Annotated in this window: 19 protein-coding genes; 5 read left to right on the top strand and 14 right to left on the bottom strand. The window is 67.6% G+C overall.

Annotated features, from left to right (window positions below):
* The first annotated feature begins 129 nt into the window (after window positions 1-129).
* The 3 genes from FBY28_RS22875 (at window position 130) to FBY28_RS22865 (ending at window position 3260) form a co-directional block, all read left to right on the top strand.
* Window positions 130-384, top strand: coding sequence for a DUF2631 domain-containing protein (locus tag FBY28_RS22875; RefSeq protein ID WP_019512003.1), 255 nt, complete (start codon window positions 130-132; stop codon window positions 382-384).
* Window positions 385-502: 118 nt separating this feature from the next.
* On the top strand, window positions 503-2710 hold the full coding sequence (locus tag FBY28_RS22870; protein ID WP_524912035.1) for a glycoside hydrolase family 3 C-terminal domain-containing protein: 2208 nt from the start codon (window positions 503-505) through the stop codon (window positions 2708-2710).
* 10 nt (window positions 2711-2720) lie between these two features.
* Window positions 2721-3260: a TetR/AcrR family transcriptional regulator gene (locus tag FBY28_RS22865; RefSeq protein WP_141869503.1), complete on the top strand. Its 540-nt coding sequence runs from the start codon at window positions 2721-2723 to the stop codon at window positions 3258-3260.
* A gap of 1 nt (window position 3261) precedes the next feature.
* On the opposite strand, the gene rlmN is transcribed toward FBY28_RS22865, so the two are convergent.
* From rlmN to FBY28_RS22840, 5 genes are all read right to left on the bottom strand, one after another.
* On the bottom strand, window positions 3262-4359 hold the full coding sequence (gene rlmN, locus FBY28_RS22860; RefSeq protein WP_141869502.1) for a dual-specificity RNA methyltransferase RlmN: 1098 nt from the start codon (window positions 4357-4359) through the stop codon (window positions 3262-3264).
* A gap of 99 nt (window positions 4360-4458) precedes the next feature.
* Window positions 4459-5328, bottom strand: a complete 870-nt coding sequence (locus FBY28_RS22855; RefSeq protein WP_141869501.1) for a phosphatidate cytidylyltransferase — start codon at window positions 5326-5328, stop codon at window positions 4459-4461.
* Window positions 5328-5885: a ribosome recycling factor gene (gene frr / locus FBY28_RS22850; RefSeq protein ID WP_019511998.1), complete on the bottom strand. Its 558-nt coding sequence runs from the start codon at window positions 5883-5885 to the stop codon at window positions 5328-5330. The genes FBY28_RS22855 and frr overlap by 1 nt, the downstream gene beginning before the upstream one ends.
* A gap of 24 nt (window positions 5886-5909) precedes the next feature.
* A complete protein-coding gene (gene pyrH / locus FBY28_RS22845; RefSeq protein ID WP_019511997.1) occupies window positions 5910-6653 on the bottom strand; it encodes a UMP kinase in 744 nt (247 codons plus the stop codon).
* A 105-nt stretch (window positions 6654-6758) separates the two neighbouring features.
* Window positions 6759-7457: a class I SAM-dependent methyltransferase gene (locus tag FBY28_RS22840; RefSeq protein ID WP_141869500.1), complete on the bottom strand. Its 699-nt coding sequence runs from the start codon at window positions 7455-7457 to the stop codon at window positions 6759-6761.
* A 45-nt stretch (window positions 7458-7502) separates the two neighbouring features.
* On the opposite strand from FBY28_RS22840, the gene FBY28_RS22835 reads away from it, so the two are divergent.
* Window positions 7503-7934: a MarR family winged helix-turn-helix transcriptional regulator gene (locus FBY28_RS22835; protein WP_141869499.1), complete on the top strand. Its 432-nt coding sequence runs from the start codon at window positions 7503-7505 to the stop codon at window positions 7932-7934.
* A gap of 11 nt (window positions 7935-7945) precedes the next feature.
* On the opposite strand, the gene FBY28_RS22830 is transcribed toward FBY28_RS22835, so the two are convergent.
* From FBY28_RS22830 to rpsB, 3 genes are all read right to left on the bottom strand, one after another.
* On the bottom strand, window positions 7946-9340 hold the full coding sequence (locus tag FBY28_RS22830) for an amidase (protein WP_141869498.1): 1395 nt from the start codon (window positions 9338-9340) through the stop codon (window positions 7946-7948).
* A 95-nt stretch (window positions 9341-9435) separates the two neighbouring features.
* On the bottom strand, window positions 9436-10251 hold the full coding sequence (gene tsf / locus FBY28_RS22825) for a translation elongation factor Ts (RefSeq protein WP_030134943.1): 816 nt from the start codon (window positions 10249-10251) through the stop codon (window positions 9436-9438).
* A 21-nt stretch (window positions 10252-10272) separates the two neighbouring features.
* Window positions 10273-11097 carry a 30S ribosomal protein S2 gene (rpsB, locus tag FBY28_RS22820; RefSeq protein WP_019511992.1) on the bottom strand — a complete coding sequence of 275 codons (825 nt, stop codon included), beginning with the start codon at window positions 11095-11097 and terminating at the stop codon, window positions 10273-10275.
* A 298-nt stretch (window positions 11098-11395) separates the two neighbouring features.
* Between rpsB and FBY28_RS22815 the strand changes: the two genes are divergently transcribed.
* Complete coding sequence (locus tag FBY28_RS22815) at window positions 11396-11890, top strand: M23 family metallopeptidase (protein WP_141869497.1); 495 nt, start codon at window positions 11396-11398, stop codon at window positions 11888-11890.
* Window positions 11891-11928: 38 nt separating this feature from the next.
* On the opposite strand, the gene FBY28_RS22810 is transcribed toward FBY28_RS22815, so the two are convergent.
* The 6 genes from FBY28_RS22810 to FBY28_RS22785 all read right to left on the bottom strand — a co-directional run bounded on the left by FBY28_RS22810 (window position 11929) and on the right by FBY28_RS22785 (window position 17959).
* Complete coding sequence (locus FBY28_RS22810) at window positions 11929-12831, bottom strand: tyrosine recombinase XerC (protein WP_019511990.1); 903 nt, start codon at window positions 12829-12831, stop codon at window positions 11929-11931.
* 31 nt (window positions 12832-12862) lie between these two features.
* Window positions 12863-14023 carry a lactate 2-monooxygenase gene (locus FBY28_RS22805; RefSeq protein WP_141869496.1) on the bottom strand — a complete coding sequence of 387 codons (1161 nt, stop codon included), beginning with the start codon at window positions 14021-14023 and terminating at the stop codon, window positions 12863-12865.
* Window positions 14024-14027: 4 nt separating this feature from the next.
* A complete protein-coding gene (locus FBY28_RS22800) occupies window positions 14028-14879 on the bottom strand; it encodes a siderophore-interacting protein (protein WP_141869495.1) in 852 nt (283 codons plus the stop codon).
* A 76-nt stretch (window positions 14880-14955) separates the two neighbouring features.
* A complete protein-coding gene (gene dprA, locus FBY28_RS22795) occupies window positions 14956-16083 on the bottom strand; it encodes a DNA-processing protein DprA (protein WP_141869494.1) in 1128 nt (375 codons plus the stop codon).
* Window positions 16080-17591 (bottom strand): YifB family Mg chelatase-like AAA ATPase, encoded by a 1512-nt coding sequence (locus FBY28_RS22790; protein ID WP_141869493.1) that lies wholly within the window; start codon window positions 17589-17591, stop codon window positions 16080-16082. Before FBY28_RS22790 ends, dprA begins: the two co-directional genes overlap by 4 nt.
* Window positions 17591-17959 carry a YraN family protein gene (locus FBY28_RS22785; RefSeq protein WP_141869492.1) on the bottom strand — a complete coding sequence of 123 codons (369 nt, stop codon included), beginning with the start codon at window positions 17957-17959 and terminating at the stop codon, window positions 17591-17593. The genes FBY28_RS22790 and FBY28_RS22785 overlap by 1 nt, the downstream gene beginning before the upstream one ends.
* Window positions 17960-17987 lie beyond the last annotated feature (28 nt).

The raw sequence follows: 17987 nt of genomic DNA, 5'->3' as shown, positions 1-17987 counted from the left end.
TACCCACTACAGGCCCTTTTCCACCTCCTTTTCGGCCCTGCATGCGGGCCTGCTCGCGAACCTCGTTCGGGCGCGTCCGTCGCGGTGTGCCAGAATGGGCGCACTGTCCAGCGGACGTGAGGAGAAGGCGTGTCCAGCACCGAGGTCGAGCGTCACAACGGCGTCGATACCGAAGATGTGCCCTCGGCGGCATGGGGCTGGTCGGTGGAGAACCCCCGGGTGCTGCACATCATCGGCATCTTCGCCGCGATCTTCCTGGTCGTGATGACCCACGGCAACCATGTCGGACACGTCGAGGATGTCTTCCTCATCTTCTTCGCCGTGCTGATCCTCGGCATCGTGGCGCGCGACTGGATCGCCCGCAGCCGCGGCTGGTACCGCTAGCCCACACCGTTTGCGAGAACGCCCCGGAGCCCTTGGCTGCCGGGGCGTTCTCGTGCGCGGGGTCGTGGACGGATCCGCTGTGGGCCTCGGGACCGCGGAACTGTGGACAATGGGACAGGTGACCGAGCGCTCCGATGACATCACCGCACTGTCCACCGCCGAACAGGCCGCACTCGGAAGCGGTGCCACGTTCTGGACCACCAAAGCCGTCGGAGATGTCCGCTCTATCCTGCTGACCGACGGCCCCCACGGGGTGCGCAGGCAGTCCGGCGCCGCCGATCACGTCGGGATCGCCGCGAGCGAGCCGGCCACCTGTTTCCCTCCGGCAGCGGGTCTGGCGCAGTCCTGGGACCCGCAGCTGGTGCACCGGGTCGCCATCGCGTTGGGGAACGAGGCGCGGGCACTCGGGGTGAACGTGCTGTTGGGGCCCGGGATCAACATCAAGCGAGATCCTCGGTGCGGCCGCAACTTCGAGTATTTTGCCGAGGATCCGTTGCTCACCGGGGTGCTGGGTGCGGCGTGGGTGTCCGGCGTGCAGAGCCGCGGTGTCGGTGCCTCACCGAAGCATTTTGCCGCCAACAACGCCGAGGACGATCGGATGCGTGTCAGCTCCGAGGTCGACGAGCGCACCCTTCGGGAGATCTATCTGCGCGGTTTCGAACATGTCATCACCCGGGCCCGCCCCTGGACGGTGATGTGTTCCTACAACCGCATCAACGGCGTGTACGCGGCCGAGAACGAGTGGCTGCTGAGCACCGTGCTGCGCGACGAGTGGGGTTTCGACGGCGCCGTGGTCAGCGATTGGGGCGCCGTGCGAGACCGGGTCGCCGCGGTCGCCGCTGGGCTGGATCTGGAGATGCCGGGTACCGGCGGCAACACCGACGACGCGGCCTGCGCCGCGATGGAGGCCGGCGATCTGGATCCCGACGTTCTGACCCGTGCCGCCCAGCGGGTGGCACGGCTGGCCACGAGAGCCCATGAACACGATTCGGCGACAGCGACTTTCGATATCGACGAGCATCACGACCTGGCTCGGACCGCGGCCGCACGCTCGATCGTGCTGTTGAAGAACGACGGCGATGTGCTGCCGTTGAACCCGGCATCCTCGGTCGCCGTCGTCGGCGCGTTCGCCGTGGCGCCGCGCTATCAGGGCGGGGGCAGCTCCCATGTGAACCCGACCCGGCTGGACATCCCATTGGAGGAGATCGAGATTCGGGCGGGCACGGTCACCCATGCCGACGGCATCACCGAGGACACCCTTGCCGCGGTGGCTGCCGCCGACGCCGCGGTGGTCTTCCTGGGCCTGCCCGCCGAGGACGAGTCCGAGGGGTTCGACCGGGCCGATATCGAACTGCCCGATGAGCAGCTCCAGCTGCTGGCCGCCGTCGTTCGCGCCCAGCCGCGCACGGTGGCGGTGCTGAGCCATGGCGGCGTGGTGCGGCTACAGCCGGTCGCCGACCTGGCACCGGCGATCCTGGACGGTGCCCTGCTGGGGCAGGGCGGCGGGGCGGCCATCGCCGATGTGCTCTTCGGCGCGGTCAATCCCTCCGGCAAGCTCACCGAAACCGTGCCGGTCCGTCTGCAGGACTGCCCCGCGTATCTGAACTTCCCTGCCGAGAACGGCAAGATCATCTACGGGGAACGGATTTTCGTCGGGTACCGGGGCTACGACGCGCGCGATCTGGAGGTGACATTCCCGTTCGGGCACGGCCTGTCCTATACCGACTTCAGCTATGACAACCTGACGGTCGAAGAGGGAACCGACCGCTGGACGGTGCGGGTGACGGTGACGAACAACGGATCACGGCTGGGTCGCGAGGTGGTGCAGATCTACGCGGGGCGCGCCGAGTCCCGGGTCTCTCGGCCGCCGCGATGGTTGGTCGGTTTCGGCGAGCTGACGCTGCCGCCCGGCGACCGCCGCACCGTCGAGATCGCCGTCGCGCGTGCCGAACTCGCCCATTGGGATGTCGCCGCGTCGCGGTGGGTCGTCGAAGCCGGTGACTATTCGTTGGCAGCCGGCGCCTCCAGCCGTGACGTGCGCTTGAGCACCATGGTGAGCGTCTCCGGTGATGAGGTGCCGACGTCGTTCACCGTGGACTCCACGCTCGGGGAACTGCTGTCCGATCCGGCGGCCGCACCGGTGGTGATGACCGCGATGGCCGCGGCGGCACCAGAGCACGATTCGGGCCAGGGACTGCGTACCGACATGCTGCGGATGCTGTCCTCGATCCCGATCGGCCGGCTCGCATCGCTCAGCGGCGGCACCGTACGCCCCGAGCAGGTTCAGGAGCTGCTCGCGACCATCAACGCTGGGCGGTCCTACTAGCATCATGGGCGTGAACAAGCCCCTGACCGCACATTCCGACGGTGCCGAGGACACCTCGACGCAGCGCCGGATCCTGGCCGCCACGGCCGAGGTGCTCGGCCGCAACGGTCAGACCAAACTGAGCCTGTCGGAAGTTGCGTTGCAGGCCGGAGTGTCCCGGCCCACGTTGTACCGGTGGTTCGCGTCGAAGGAAGAGCTGTTGCGCGCCTTCGGCAGGTACGAATCCGAGCTGTTCGACACCGGGATGGGTGCAGCCACCGCCGGTCTGCGGGGCACCGAAAAGCTGGATGCCGCATTGCGTTTCATCGTCGAGTACCAGCAGTCGTATTCCGGGGTCCGGGTGGTGGACATCGAACCCGAGGTCGTCATCAAGCAACTGGGTTATGTCATCCCGATCATGCGGGCACGCCTGCTCAAACTGCTCAGCGGCGCGAACGCCGAGGTGAAGGCCGCGACGGTGATCAGGGTGGCGATATCGCATTACATCGTGCGCAGCGATGACGATGCCCAGTTCCTGGCGCAGCTGCGCCACGCCGTCGGCATCAAGTAGATCAGCCCTCGGCGGCCAATTGCCCGCAGGCTGCGGCGATCTCGCGGCCTCGGGTGTCGCGCACGGTGCACGACACTCCCTTGGCCTGCACCCGTCGCACGAATTCACGCTCGACCGGTTTCGGGCTGGCATCCCATTGGCTGCCCGGCGTCGGGTTCAGCGGGATCAGGTTGACGTGTACGAACTGGCCGAGCTTGCTGTGCAGCTTCTTGCCCAGCAGGTCGGCGCGCCAGGGCTGGTCGTTGACATCGCGGATCAGCGCGTACTCGATGGACACCCGGCGTCCGGTCGAATCGGCGTAGTAGCGCGCGGCGTCGAGCACCTCGTCGACACTCCAGCGGTTGTTCACCGGGACCAGGGTGTCGCGCAATTCGTCGTCAGGGGTGTGCAGCGAGACCGCCAACGTCACGCCGAGCTTCTCGTCGGCCAGTTTCCGGATGGCGGGTGCCAGGCCGACGGTCGACACCGTCACCGAACGCGCACTGATGCCGAAGCCCTCCGGAGGCGGCGCGATGATGCGCTTCACGGCGGCCAGTACCCGGTTGTAGTTGGCCAGCGGCTCGCCCATCCCCATGAAGACGATGTTGGACAGCCTGCCGTCATGTTCATGACGCATTGCCGCCGATGCCGCCCGCACCTGTTCCAGGATCTCGGCGGTGGACAGATTGCGCTGCAGGCCGCCCTGGCCCGTCGCGCAGAACGGGCACGCCATCCCGCAGCCCGCCTGTGAGGAGATGCACACGGTATTGCGCTGGGGATAGCGCATCAACACCGACTCGAAGGTGGTGCCATCGACCGCGCGCCACAGCGTCTTGCGGGTCTCGCCGGCATCACACTGGATCTGCTTGGCCGGCTGGATCAGGGTGGGGAACAGCGCTTCGGCCACCTGTTCGCGCACCGCGGCGGGCAGATCGGTCATCTCCCGCGGGTCGGCGCTCAGCCTGCCGTAATAGTGGTTGGCCAGCTGTTTGGCGCGGAATTTCGGCAGCCCCAGCTCGGTCACGGCGGCTACCCGGCCGTCGGCGTCGAGGTCGGCAAGATGCCGCGGCGGCAGCGCGCGTCGCGGGGCGTCGAAAACCAGCGGAAGGGAAACGGCCATGATCTGATCCAGTATCTCATCCGGCGCGGCCGGGCCACCAATCTGCGATTTGTGGAGTCTGCGCCGCGACCATGGCGGCTGGGACACCACAAATCACGGTCAGGCGAGCAGCGTCAGCACGATCCAGCCGACGACGGCCGAGGGCAGCATCGCATCGATGCGATCCATGATGCCGCCGTGCCCGGGTAGCAGCGTGCCCATGTCCTTGATGCCGAGGTCACGTTTGACCTGAGATTCGACCAGGTCCCCCAGAACGCCGGTGATGACCAGCAGCACACCCAGCGGTACACCGATCCAGGCCGGCCGATCCAGCAGGAAGGCCACCGACAGAATCGCGGCAGCAGTGCCGAAGACCAGTGAGCCGCCCATCCCCTCCCAGGACTTCTTGGGGCTGATCGCCGGGGCCATCAGGTGCTTGCCGAACAGCACGCCGGCGACGTAACCACCGATATCGGCGAACACGACGGTGGCGATGATGGTGAACACCCGTTCCCCGCCGTCGTCGGCGAAGATCAGCAGCGCGGTGAACGCCGCGAACAACGGCACCCACGTCGCCAGCAGCACCGACGCCGCGATATCACGCAGATAGTTGATGGGCTGTTTGTTCAGCCCCTGGCCCAACAGCCGCCAGAACATGCAGATCACGACGGTGCCCGCATAGGCGCCCAGCAGACCGGCGGCACCGAACGGCCACGTCAGCCAGATCATCGCCTGGCCGCCGACCAGCAACGGCACGGTCGGTAGGACGAAGCCGTGCTCGCGCAGCCGGCGGATCACCTCATGGGTGGCGATGGCGATGGCGACGGCCAGCAGCGGCAGCCACCACAGCGGGGCGAACAACAACGTGCCGATGGCCATACCGCCGAGCACGACGCCGACGGCGATGGCCGCGGGCAGGTCACGACCCGCACGCGAGGGCTTCTTCGGTTTTTCGGCTTCTACCACGGGAGTGCGCTGCTGAAAGGTCATCAGACCTCCAACAGCTCGCCTTCTTTGTGCTTGACCAGTTCGTCGATCTGGGTCACGTACTGACCGGTGGTCTTGTCCAGGTCCTTCTCGGCGCGCCCGACCTCGTCCTCGCCGGCCTCGCCGTCCTTCTTGATCCGGGCCAGCTCGTCCATGGCCTTTCGACGGATGTTGCGCACCGACACCTTGGCATCCTCGCCCTTGCTCTTGGCCTGCTTGACCAGTTCGCGACGGCGTTCCTCGGTGAGCTGCGGAATCGAGATCCGGATGACGCTGCCGTCGTTGGACGGGTTGACCCCAAGGTCGGAGTTGCGGATCGCGTCCTCGATGGCCTTGAGTTGGTTGGCCTCGTACGGCTTGATCACGACCAACCGCGCCTCCGGCACGTTGATGCTGGAGAGCTGGGTGATCGGGGTCATCGAACCGTAGTAGTCGATGTTCAGACGGGAGAACATGCCCGGGTTGGCGCGGCCGGTGCGGATCGACGACAGGTCGTCGCGAGCCACCGACACCGCCTTCTCCATCTTCTCCTCGGCGTCGAAGAGGGTTTCGTCGATCACGTGTCTATCTCCTTAAAAGCGCGCTCAGCTGGTGACCAGAGTTCCGATCTTCTCACCTGCGACCGCTCGCGCGATATTGCCATCGGTGAGGAGATTGAACACCAGAATCGGCATGCCGTTGTCCATACAAAGGCTGAAAGCGGTCGAATCGGCCACCTGCAGGCCGCGGTCGATCACCTCGCGGTGGGTGATGGTGGTCAGCAGCTCGGCATCGGGCACCTTGCGGGGGTCCGCGGTGAAGACACCGTCGACGGCCTTGGCCATCAGCACCACCTCGGCGCCGATCTCCAATGCGCGCTGCGCTGCGGTGGTGTCGGTGGAGAAGTACGGCAGGCCCATGCCTGCACCGAAGATGACCACCCGGCCCTTCTCCAGATGCCGACGCGCCCGCAGCGGGATGTAGGGCTCGGCGACCTGACCCATCGTGATGGCGGTCTGCACCCGGGTGTCGATGCCTTCCTTCTGCAGGAAATCTTGCAGCGCAAGGCTGTTCATGACGGTGCCGAGCATGCCCATGTAGTCGCTGCGGGTGCGTTCCATACCGCGTTGCTGCAACTGTGCGCCCCGGAAGAAGTTGCCACCGCCGATGACGACGGCGACCTGCGCTCCGGCGCGCACCACGTCGGCGATCTGGCGGGCCACCAGGGCGACGACATCCGGATCGAGCCCGACCTGTCCCCCGCCGAACATCTCCCCGCCGAGTTTGAGCAGGACCCGCGTATAGGCGGGTCGGATGACCCCGGGGCTCGCGCTGCCTGGCTCTGCCATCAGACTCCTTCGGTCCCGCGACACAGAATTCGCAGACAATCCTGCCTCATCAACGTGCCCCTGCGACGCTCGGGTCGCAGGGGCACGTCATGACCGGTTCGACGGTCAGCCAAGATGGGCGGACAGCAGCCACGCACCGACCGATTTGAGGCCGGTGGGCTCCTCTCGGATGTCGTTACCCGCAAAAGGTCCGGCCGCCAGGATCGCATCGGGGAAGTTGGCATGGATGCGGGCAGGGCGGATCTCGTCGATCTGCCAATACCTGCCGACCACATCCCGCAGTTCGGGCTCGGTGACGGCGTTGACGGGACCGCCGTTGCGCAGCGCCCCAGCATCGAAGACGAGCACGTGATAGGACGCACCGGGTGCGGCCGCCCGCACGATGGACCGTTGGTAGCCCTCGCGCAGCTCCACCGGCATCGAGTGGAACAGCGTGGAGTCGATGATGGTGCCGAAACGGCCGTCGTAGCCGGTGAACGAGCTGATATCGGCCACTTCGAAGGTGGCATTCGTCAGCCCGCGGCGGGCCGCCTCGGCGCGGGCGAGCTCGATGGCCGTCGGCGACTGATCCAGGCCGACGGTGGTGAACCCCCGGGCCGCGAGTTCCAGCGCGGTGGCCGCCTCACCGCATCCCGCATCCAAGACATCACCGTGCAGCGTGCCGTTCTCGATGCCGGCCTCGATGAGCGCCGCGATCTCGGGTTGCGGCGCACCGATACTCCAGGGCGGACGGACACCCTGGAACTCGGGCGCATCACCGCGGTAGGCCTGTTCGAACATTTCCTGCGGCTCGGGCGTCGTCATGAATCCGGTATATCAACCTAGTTGATATGTGTCAACATGGTTGACATGTCTTCTTCGCAGGCGGACCAACCACTGGGTTATCTGCTGCACCGCGCCGCGATGCGGTTGCGCGCCGACGTGACCGCCAGCGTCCTCGAACCGTTGAATCTCGCCTTCCCGCAATACCTCTGCATGCGCATCCTGTCCAAGTCGCCGGGCCGGTCCAATGCCGATCTGGCGCGGGACCTTTCGGTCTCGCCGCAGGCGACGAACATGGTGCTGCGCGCCCTGCAGGAACGAGGCCTGGTGACGCGGCCGGCCAGCGTGCCCTCCGGGCGCGCCCGACCGGCCGAGCTGACCCGCGAGGGCCGGATGCTGCTCACCCGCACCGATGAGGGCATCCGCGCGGCCGAGCACCGCGTGCTCGGCCGGCTGAGCGATACCGACCGCAGCGCGCTGAAGCGGATTCTGGCCGCGGTCGGCGCAGAGCACAACTAGGCTCGCAAACGTCAGTCCTGGATACGCGCGAACGGGCTGGCCTGCTCCAGCTCGAACGCCAGCGCCAACAGGATGCGCTCGTTGCCCTGGGTTGCGCAGAACATCGCACCGAGCGGCAAACCGTCATCAGATGTGCCCAGCGGCAAGGAGATCGCCGGATCACCGGTGATGTTCTGTAGCGGCGTGAAGGCCACCCAGTCGATCAGCCGGTCGATGATCTGCTGATAGTCCGCGGTGGGATCGAGGTGCCCGATCCGCGGCGTGACATCGGCCAGCGTCGGCATCAAAAGGACGTCGTATCGATGCCCCAGTTGCGCGGTGATCCGGCGGATCCGCGACAGGCGGGCGATGACCAGCGGCATGCGGTGCAGGTTGCGGGCGGCCACCCGCTCCAGCCCCCGCGTCAGGTTGTCCAGCCGGTCCGGATCGAAGCTGGGCCCGAAGGTGCGCTTACCGCCACGCACGAGGGCGAAGGCAAGCAGCGACCAGTACTGCAGGAAGTCGTCGATGAACGATGACGGGATCGGATTGGCGATCTCGGTGACCTGGTGGCCGAGACCCTCCAACAGCGCCGCGGTCTTCATCGTCGCCTCACGCACCTGTGGACCGGCCTCGCGCGCAATCGATTCGGTGGTGACCGCGATGCGCAGGCGACGCCGCCCCGGTCCGGTCACGTCACCGATGGCAGGCAGTTTGGGATTGCGGTAGAGCAACTCCATCTCCCGGTAGAACGCAGCCGTGTCGCGGACGGACCGCGTCACCACACCGTTGGCGACGATGCGCAGCGGCATCTGGCGCATCTGCCGATCCAGCGGCAGTCGACCCCTTGTCGGCTTCAGGCCGACCAGTCCGTTGCACGCGGCCGGGATCCGGATCGAACCACCACCGTCGTTGGCATGGGCGATCGGTACCACACCGGCGGCGACGAACGCACCGGATCCCGATGACGACGCGCCCGCGGTGTGGTCGGTGTCCCACGGGTTGCGCACCGCACCGAGGCGCGGATGCTCGGCCGCGGCGCTGAACCCGAACTCCGAGAGCTGCGTCTTGCCCAGTGCGACCAGTCCGGTACCCAGATAGGCGCGCGCGAAATCACCGTCGGCGGGTGCGGGCCGCGGCGTCCAGGCGTCGGTGCCATCCATCGTGGGCATACCGGCCACGTCGGCGTTGTCCTTGACGAAGGTGGGCACTCCGGCGAAGAAGCCGCCTCGTGCGGCGGATGCGCGCGCCCGGTCATAGGCGCGGTAGGCCAATCCGTTCAGCGCGGGATCGACGGCCTCCGCGCGGGCGACGGCCGCCTCGATGACCTCGGCGCGTGATACCGCACCGGTGCGCAACGCGTCCGCCAATCCGACCGCGTCGTGGTCACCGAGAGCGTCATCGCCGAAAGTGTGGATGCGGGCCATTCGACCGACGGTACCAGTCCGTACCACGGCGCTGCGTGAAAGCAGAGAACCCCGCGTCACCGAGGTGACGCGGGGTTCTGGCGAGACGAAACGTGTTAGTTCTGGCCGACCTCGAAGCGGACGAACCGGGTCACGGTCACGCCTGCCTCGTCGAGGAGCGCCTTGACGGTCTTCTTGTTGTCGGACACCGACGGCTGATCCAGCAGCACGACGTCCTTGTAGAAGCCGGTCACGCGACCCTCCACGATCTTGGGCAGCGCCTGCTCGGGCTTGCCCTCGGCCTTGGCGGTCTCCTCGGCGATACGACGCTCGTTGGCGACGATGTCCTCCGGCACGTCCTCACGGGTGAGGTACTTGGCCTTCAGCGCCGCGATCTGCAGAGCCACGGTGTGCGCCGCACTCTTGTCGTCGCCGGTGTACTCCACCAGCACACCCACGGCCGGCGGCAGATCCGCGGCGCGCTTGTGCAGGTAGGTCTCCACCTGACCGTCGAAGTACGCGGCGCGACGCAGGACCAGCTTCTCGCCGATCTTGGCCGACAGGTCGGCAACGGCCTGCTCGACCGTCGAGTCGCCCACCTTGGCGGCATTGAGCGCCTCGACATCGCCGGCCTTCGCCTCCAGTGCGGCGGCCACGATCGTGTCGGCCAGACCCTGGAACTCGGCGTTCTTGGCGACGAAGTCGGTCTCCGAGTTGAGCTCGATCAGCACGCCGTCCTTGGCGGCCACCAGACCCTCGGCGGTCGCACGCTCGGCGCGCTTGCCGACATCCTTGGCGCCCTTGATGCGCAGTAGCTCGACGGCCTTGTCGAAATCGCCGTCCGATTCGGCCAGCGCGTTCTTACAGTCCATCATTCCGGCGCCGGTCAGCTCCCGCAGGCGCTTGACGTCGGCAGCGGTGTAGTTAGCCATAAAGCCTTCTCCTGAAAAGATTTAGGAAGCGTCAGTGGTGGTCTCGGCGGCGGGAGCGCCCTCTGCGGCACCGGTGGTGGCACCGGCCAGCAGCTCCTGCTCCCACTCGGCGAGCGGCTCGGCGGCGGCGTCCTGGCCTGCCTCGGCCTTACCGGCGCCCGAGCGGGCCTGCAGACCCTCGGCGACCGCGGAGGCGATCACCTTGGTGAGCAGCGCGGCCGAACGGATGGCGTCGTCGTTACCCGGGATCGGGTAATCGACCACGTCGGGATCGCAGTTGGTGTCCAGGATCGCGATGACCGGGATGTTCAGCTTGCGAGCCTCGGCAACGGCCAGGTGCTCCTTGTTGGTGTCGACGACCCAGACGGCCGAGGGAACCTTGGCCATGTCCCGGATACCGCCGAGCGAGCGCTCCAGCTTGTTCTTCTCACGCGTGAGCATGAGGATTTCCTTCTTGGTGCGACCCTCGAAGCCACCGGTCTGCTCCATGGCCTCCAGCTCCTTCATCCGCTGAAGGCGCTTGTGCACGGTCTGGAAGTTGGTGAGCATGCCGCCGAGCCAACGCTGGTTCACGTAGGGCATCCCCACGCGGGTCGCCTCTTCGGCGATCGATTCCTGCGCCTGCTTCTTGGTGCCGACGAACATGATGCTGCCGCCGTGGGCGACGGTTTCCTTGACGAACTCGTAGGCCGAGTCGATGTAGGTCAGCGTCTGCTGCAGATCGATGATGTAGATGCCGTTGCGGTCGGTGAAGATGAACCGCTTCATCTTGGGGTTCCAGCGCCGGGTCTGGTGTCCGAAATGGGTGCCGCTGTCGAGCAGCTGCTTCATGGTCACGACGGCCATGGTTGTGCCTCACTAGGTGTTCGGTTGACGCCAGACATCGGTCGATGCCCGGCCCTGGCGCCTGCTGCTGCCGGACCCGTCCGGTTTCCCGGTCGGGACCGCCCGGCATGCTGAGCAACCTGTTTGTGCGGGTTGCGGTGCAGACGCGCGAAGTCAGCCCACGGATGTGAGCTGCGGGAAGAAGTTTACACCGTGGGAACCTGTGCTTTTACCACGCGCGTTTTCCACAAACGCCCGTTCGTCCACAGTGGGCCGGTGTGGGGTTTCGTTCCCGACGATAGCGCGCTGAACTGGGCAGATGAGATGGGCGGTGACCTTCATCGCCGCGGCGCTGGCCGTCGCGGCACCGGTGTCGGCCGAGACGGCTCGGCTGTCCTGGCCGTTGCGGCCCGCCCCCGCCGTCACCCGGGGTTTCGACGCCCCACAGCCGAATTGGCGGACCGGTCATCGGGGGGTCGACCTGGGCGGTGCCGGCGGGCAGACCGTGTACGCGGCGGGCGAGGGTGTGGTCGTCTTCGCCGCGGTGCTCGCCGGTCGGCCGTTGATATCGGTGCAGCATCCCGGTGGGTTGCGGACCAGCTACGAACCGGTCGAGGCCGCGGTGCGTCCCGGGCAGCACGTGTCGGCCGGGACCGCATTGGGCACGCTGCGCGCCGGTCATCCCGGCTGCCCGGTGTCGGCCTGCCTGCACTGGGGGGCGATGTGGGGTCCGGCCGCACGGGCGGATTATGTCGATCCGCTGGGGCTGCTGGACGGGACGCCGATCGTGCTCAAGCCGATTTCGGCGCGCTGACGCCCGCTCACCGAGCGCGAGCGCGCCGAAATCGCTCGCTATGCCCGCGGGTGCGCCTGGTCGTGCACCGAGCGCAGCCGGGCCACGCTGACGTGTGTATAGAGCTGGGTGGTCGCCAGCGTCGAATGGCCGAGCAGTTCCTGCACCACCCGAAGGTCTGCGCCACCTTCGAGTAGATGGGTGGCCGCGCTGTGCCGCAGGCCGTGCGGGCCCAGGTCGGGCGCCCCGTCGACGGCGGCCATGGTCTGGTGCACGACGGTGCGCGCCTGCCGCTGGTCCAGCCGGCCGCCGCGGGCGCCCAACAACAGCGCCGGACCCGAGTGCGCGGTGGCCAGCGCGGGTCGACCGGTCTGCAGCCAGGCCGTCAGCGCATCCTCGGCGGGTTCGCCGTAGGGCACGGTGCGCTCCTTGTTGCCCTTGCCCAGGACCCGCAACAACCGGCGCGCGGTGTCGATGTCGTCGACGTCCAGCCCGCACAGCTCGCTGACCCGGATCCCGGTCGCATACAGCAACTCGACGATCACCCTGTCCCGCAAGGCCAGCGGATCATGTTGCTGCGCACCGATGCTGAGCGCTTCCATGGCATCGAGGGCCTGGTCCTGGCGTAACACGGCGGGCAGCACGCGGTGCGATTTCGGTGTCTGCAACCGTGCGGCCGGGTCGGTGCCGAGCAACCCGCGGTGCAATGCCCAGCCGGTGAAGGTCTTCACCGCGGAAGTACGCCGGGCCAGGGTGCTGCGCGCCGCTCCGGCACCGGCCTGCGCGGCCAACCAGGACCGCAGCCGGGGCAGGGTCAGGGTGCTCAGCCCGCCGCCGGTGAACTCGAACAGCGAACGCAGGTCCGACAGGTAGGCCCGGCGGGTATGTGCCGATCGGCCGCGGTTCAGCTCGAGATACTCGTCGAATTCCTCGAGCAGGGTCTCGATCGACGGTTCGGTCACCGCTTCACGGTCGCAGAATTACCGAAGGTGTCTAGTGGACGCGCCGCAACGTATCCGGGGTGAGATCGGCCAGGCTGCGATAGCCGTCGATGGCCATCGTCAGATCGGTCTCGGCCAGCAGTGACCGCAGCACGTGGACCACGCCGTCGGTGCCGCCGAGCGCGAGCCCGTAGACGTAGGGCCGTCCGACGCCGACGGCCGAGGCACCCAATGCCAATGCCTTGACGATGTCGGTACCGGTGCGGACGCCGGAATCGAAGAGCACCGGCACCCCGTCGGCGGCCTCGATCACCTCGGGTAGGCAGTCCAGGGCCGGCAACCCGCCGTTGGCCTGCCTGCCGCCGTGGTTGGAGCAGTAGATACCGTCCATCCCGACGTCGATGGAGTGCCGGACATCGTCGGGGTGCTGGATGCCCTTGACGATCAGCGGAAGTTCGGTCTGGGCCCGTAACCAGCGCAGGTCATCCCAGGTCACGGGTTGGCCGAAGGTGCTGACCCACTTCAGGATCGCGGCCTGTGGATTCTCTTCGGGCGACTGGGCCAGACCGGCCCGGAAGACCGGGTCACTCATGTAGTTGGACAGGCACTTGCCGCGTAGCTGCGGGAAGTTGGAGGTGCTCAGGTCGCGCGGGCGCCATCCCGGCACCCAGGTGTCGAGGGTGACGATGATGGCCTTGTAGCCGGCCTTCTCGGCCCGCGAGACCAGGCTTGCGGCCAGCTCCCGATCCTTGGGGGTGTAGAGCTGGAAGAAGCCGGGGGTGTCGCCGAACTCGGCGGCGACGTCCTCCAGCGGATCGGCCGTCAGGGTCGAGACCGTCATCGGCACCCCCGTGCGCGCGGCGGCCCGGGCGACGGCGAGGTCACCATGACCGTCCTGGCTGCAGATGCCGGTGACGCCGATGGGCGCCATGAACACCGGGGACGGCAGTGTCAGCCCGAACAACTCGATCTCGAGGTGTCGTTCGGTGGCCCCGACCCCCATCCGCGGGATCAGCCCCCAGCGCTCGAAGGCGGTGACGTTCACCCGCTGGGTGCGCTCATCGCCCGCCCCGCCGGCCACGTAGGACCACACCGACGGCGACAACGCGTACTCGGCTCGCTGTTCCAGTTCGGCGAACAGAATCGGATACGACGGCAGCACTCCCGCCAGCCCTTGTAGATAGATCTCCAGCTGGTAGTCGCCGTATGCCATGGGGTCAGTCTGTCTGGCCCGCCTCGGCTTTGGCTAGCTCCGACTTCCATTCGCGGAAAGTTTCTTCGGTGCGTCCGCGGCGCCAATAGCCCGAGATGGACGCCCACTTGGCCTCGACACCGCGTTCCTTGCGCAGGTAGGGACGCAGATTGTGCATCACCGCCTGCGCCTCGCCGTGAACGAAGACCTGGACCTGTCCGGGCAGCCACTTCGCCTCTTTCACCGCAGCGATCAGCGGGGCGTGGTCGCCTGCCTGTGCCTCGCTGACCAGGTCCGCGCGGCCGCCGCGGTAGATCCAATGCACGTCGACGCCCTCCGGGCTGACGAATTCGAGGACATCGTCGGGACCGCTGACCTCGATGAAGGCCTGGCCGATTGCGTTGGGCGGCAGCGCTTCCAGCGCCGCGCTGATGGCGGGTATCGCCGATTCGTCGCCGGCGAGCAGATGCCAGTCGGCCGCCGGGTCGGGTGCGTAGGCGCCGCTGGGCCCCATCAGGTACACCGGCTGGCCCGGTTCCGCGGCCGCCGCCCACGGACCGGCCACCCCCAGTTCGCCGTGGACGACGAAGTCGATGGCGATCTGACGTTTGGCATCGTCGATGCTGCGCACGGTATAGGTGCGCACCGTCGGGCGCTTGGACTCGGGCAGTTCGATGAAGCTGTCGAGGGTCAGTGGGTGCGGCAGTGCCACGACGTCGACATCGGCCGGGACGATGACGATCTTGACGTAGGAGTCGGTGAACCCGCCGGGCTTGAAGGTGTCGAACCCGACACCGCCGAGCACCAGGCGAATCATGTGCGGTGTCAGCTGCAGCTTGCTGATCACTTCGAACGTATGAATAGGGCGTCCTGCCATGGCACTACCTCGCAATATCGTTAGCTGATCCGTTCACCACTCTACGAGGCACGCGTGGGTCGTGGTGGGCTCCGCGTCAATCGCAGGTGATCCGCCACCGCCCGTCGCGACGCTCAACCCGGCCGGCGATCTCCAGCAGCGCCAGCGGTCCCAGCACGTGTTCGGGCGGCACGCCCGCGTCGACGGCGATCTGCTCGACGCTGCGCAACCCGCGCGCGGGCAACGCCTCGTACACCAGCATCTCCTCCCTGGACAATCCGTCGAGGGGCATCTGCGGATGCTCCGGATCATCGGCGAGTTCGCCTATCCTGCCGACGATTTCGACGACCTCCTCGGCCCGGCCGACCAACTCCGCCGTCCCGTTCCTGATCAGCACATGACACCCCGCCGAAGCGGCCGAGGTGACCGGGCCGGGCACGGCGCACACGGTCCTGCCCATCGCCCTGGCCCAGGCGGCGGTGTTCGCCGCGCCACTGCGCACACCCGCCTCGACCACCACCGTCGCCCCGCCGAGCGCGGCCACCAACCGGTTTCGGGTCAGGAACCGGTACCGGGTGGGCCGTTCCCCCGGTGCGTACTCACTGAGCACCAGGCCACTCGCCGCGATCCGGTGCAGCATTGCGGAATGCCCAGCGGGGTAGGACACGTCGACGCCGCAGGCCAGTACCGCCACGGTGACGCCCTCGACCCCCAGCACCGAGCGGTGCGCAGCACCGTCGATGCCGTACGCACCGCCGGACACCACGGCCACATCACGCTCGGCCAGACCGGCGGCCAGATCGGCCGCCATGTGCTCACCGTATGACGTACACGCCCGGGTTCCCACGATGGCCGCCGACCGTGCCGCCACATCATCGAGCGCCGCGGGTCCCAGCGCCCACAACACCAGCGGTGACCGGCCAGATTCACGGTCGGTGACATTCGACGAGCCGAACACCGCGAAAGCCAGGTGCGGCCACTGCGGATCATCGATGGTGATCAGCCGGCCGCCGCGCCGATCAAGCATCTCCAGATCCACTGCGGCACGGTCGATATCCCGGCGCGCGGATACCGCGTTACGCAACTCGAGCGGTTCGGCCCCGGCCCGGATGATCGCGGCGGCCTCGACGGGACCATGTGTGGCAACCAGTTTCGCGAGTTCATGGTTGGGCGGCTCGGCGACCCGCGACAGGTACGCCCAGGCCCGCCGCACATCGTCGGTCATCGCGCACCCCCTTGGCGGAAGCTCAACGCGGTGGCCACGTGCTCGGGAGTCGGTGATTGCGCGCCGGCAAGATCGGCGATCGACCAGGCGATCCGCAGCGTGCGATCGGCACCGCGCAGATTGAGCTTTCCGCGGTCCACCGCCGCCCGCAGCACTGCCATCGTGGCCTTGCCGGGCCGGAAGGTGGTGCGCAAGACCGTTCCCGGTACCTCGGCATTGGTCCGCACACCCAATCGTTGCCAGCGCTCGGCGGCCGTGGCGCGGGCCATCGCGACCCGGTCGCGTACCGCCGCGGTCGGTTCCGCCATATCGTGGGTGAACGCGCCCGAGCGAATCGCGTGCATCTCGACCTTGAGATCGACGCGGTCCATCAGCGGGCCCGACAGCTTGCCCAGATATCGCCGCTTGGCCCCCGGATTGCACAGGCAATCGGCCGGATTCGTGGGTGCGCACGGGCACGGGTTGGCCGCCATCACCAGTTGGAACCGCGCCGGGTACCGGGCCACGCCGTCGCGACGGGCCAGTCGGATCTCGCCGTCCTCCAGAGGAGTTCGCAGTGCTTCCAACACGCTCGTGGCAATCTCGGCGCATTCGTCGAGGAAGAGCACCCCGCGATGAGCCCGGCTGACCGCGCCCGGGCGCGCGAGTCCCGTACCCCCGCCGACCATCGCCGCCACGGTCGAGGAGTGGTGCGGCGCGATGAACGGCGCCCTGGTGATCAGCGGGGTGTCCGGCGACAATGTGCCCGCGATCGAGTGAATGGCCGTGACCTCGATGGACTCCTCGTCGGTCAACACCGGCAACAGGCCCGGTAACCGTTGCGCCAGCATCGTTTTCCCGATACCGGGCGGCCCGGTGAACAACAGATGATGCGCCCCCGCCGCCGCGATCTCGACGGCCATCCGCGCCTCGGTCTGCCCGATAAGATCAGCCAGGTCCGGACACGGCGGCGCCGACGGCGTCTCCACATCTTCGATCCGACCGGTCAACCGCCCCGCGCCCTTGAACCAGGCGTGCAACTGCCGCAGACTCTGCACACCCCACACCTCGATGCCCTCGACCAGGCTGGCCTCGGCCAGGTTCCCGACCGGCACCACCACCGCGGGCCACCCGTCGCGTTTGGCCGCCAACACCGCGGGCAACACGCCGTTGACGGGCCGCACCCGGCCATCGAGCGCCAACTCACCCAGCAACACCGTTTTCTCCAACGCCGGCCACTGCTGCTTGAGCTGCGCCGACATCACCGCCGAGGCCAACGCCAAGTCATAGGCCGAGCCGCCCTTGGGCAACGTCGCCGGCGACAGCGCCAACGTCAACCGGGTGTCGGGCCAGCTGTTATCGCAGTTGGTGATCGCCGCCCGCACCCGATTCCGCGCCTCCTGCAACGCGGTATCGGGCAGCCCCACCAGGAACACCCCCGGAAGACCGCTGGTGATATCGGCCTCGATCTCCACCGTGATGCCGTCCAGCCCGCGGATGGCCACCGCGAATGCCCGCCCCAATGCCATCAGCCGACCGCCTCGAGATGACGCAGCTGCGGCTCCCGGCTACGCCCGAATCGGATCCCGATGACGTCGAGACGCAGCCCGGCGTAACCACCGGGATGCGCCGCCAACCACAGGCCCGCCAACCGCCGCAACCGGCGCACCTTCTCCGGGGTGACGGCATACGCGACACCGCCGAACCGATCACTGGTGCGCGCCTTCACCTCCACGAACACCACGACCCGAGACACCGGATCTAACGCGATCACATCCAACTCGCCGAAACGGCACCGCCAATTACGCTCCAGCACCGTCAAACCGAGCGAGCTCAGATGATCCGCCGCAATCTGCTCGCCCAAAGCCCCGATCTCGGCGCGGGTCCAGGTTTCCATACCCCGACCCTGCACCCGACCACGGACA

This window comes from Arthrobacter sp. SLBN-53, assembly GCF_006715585.1.
Taxonomy (GTDB): domain Bacteria; phylum Actinomycetota; class Actinomycetes; order Mycobacteriales; family Mycobacteriaceae; genus Mycobacterium; species Mycobacterium neoaurum_A.
Note: the sequence above shows the minus strand (reverse complement) of the source record. Positions and strands in the feature narration are given on the sequence as shown.

Bases quoted from the DNA above. Each gene is read 5' to 3' on its own strand.
- rlmN (WP_141869502.1), bottom strand. From the start codon at position 4,359: ATGGCCGTTTCCCTTCCGCTGGTTTTCGACGCCCCGCGACGCGCGCTG.
- FBY28_RS22855 (WP_141869501.1), bottom strand. From the start codon at position 5,328: ATGACCTTTCAGCAGCGCACTCCCGTGGTAGAAGCCGAAAAACCGAAG.
- pyrH (WP_019511997.1), bottom strand. From the start codon at position 6,653: ATGGCAGAGCCAGGCAGCGCGAGCCCCGGGGTCATCCGACCCGCCTAT.
- FBY28_RS22840 (WP_141869500.1), bottom strand. From the start codon at position 7,457: ATGACGACGCCCGAGCCGCAGGAAATGTTCGAACAGGCCTACCGCGGT.
- FBY28_RS22835 (WP_141869499.1), top strand. From the start codon at position 7,503: ATGTCTTCTTCGCAGGCGGACCAACCACTGGGTTATCTGCTGCACCGC.
- FBY28_RS22830 (WP_141869498.1), bottom strand. From the start codon at position 9,340: ATGGCCCGCATCCACACTTTCGGCGATGACGCTCTCGGTGACCACGAC.
- tsf (WP_030134943.1), bottom strand. From the start codon at position 10,251: ATGGCTAACTACACCGCTGCCGACGTCAAGCGCCTGCGGGAGCTGACC.
- rpsB (WP_019511992.1), bottom strand. From the start codon at position 11,097: ATGGCCGTCGTGACCATGAAGCAGCTGCTCGACAGCGGCACCCATTTC.
- FBY28_RS22815 (WP_141869497.1), top strand. From the start codon at position 11,396: ATGAGATGGGCGGTGACCTTCATCGCCGCGGCGCTGGCCGTCGCGGCA.
- FBY28_RS22805 (WP_141869496.1), bottom strand. From the start codon at position 14,023: ATGGCATACGGCGACTACCAGCTGGAGATCTATCTACAAGGGCTGGCG.
- FBY28_RS22800 (WP_141869495.1), bottom strand. From the start codon at position 14,879: ATGGCAGGACGCCCTATTCATACGTTCGAAGTGATCAGCAAGCTGCAG.
- dprA (WP_141869494.1), bottom strand. From the start codon at position 16,083: ATGACCGACGATGTGCGGCGGGCCTGGGCGTACCTGTCGCGGGTCGCC.
- FBY28_RS22790 (WP_141869493.1), bottom strand. From the start codon at position 17,591: ATGGCATTGGGGCGGGCATTCGCGGTGGCCATCCGCGGGCTGGACGGC.
- FBY28_RS22785 (WP_141869492.1), bottom strand. From the start codon at position 17,959: ATGGAAACCTGGACCCGCGCCGAGATCGGGGCTTTGGGCGAGCAGATT.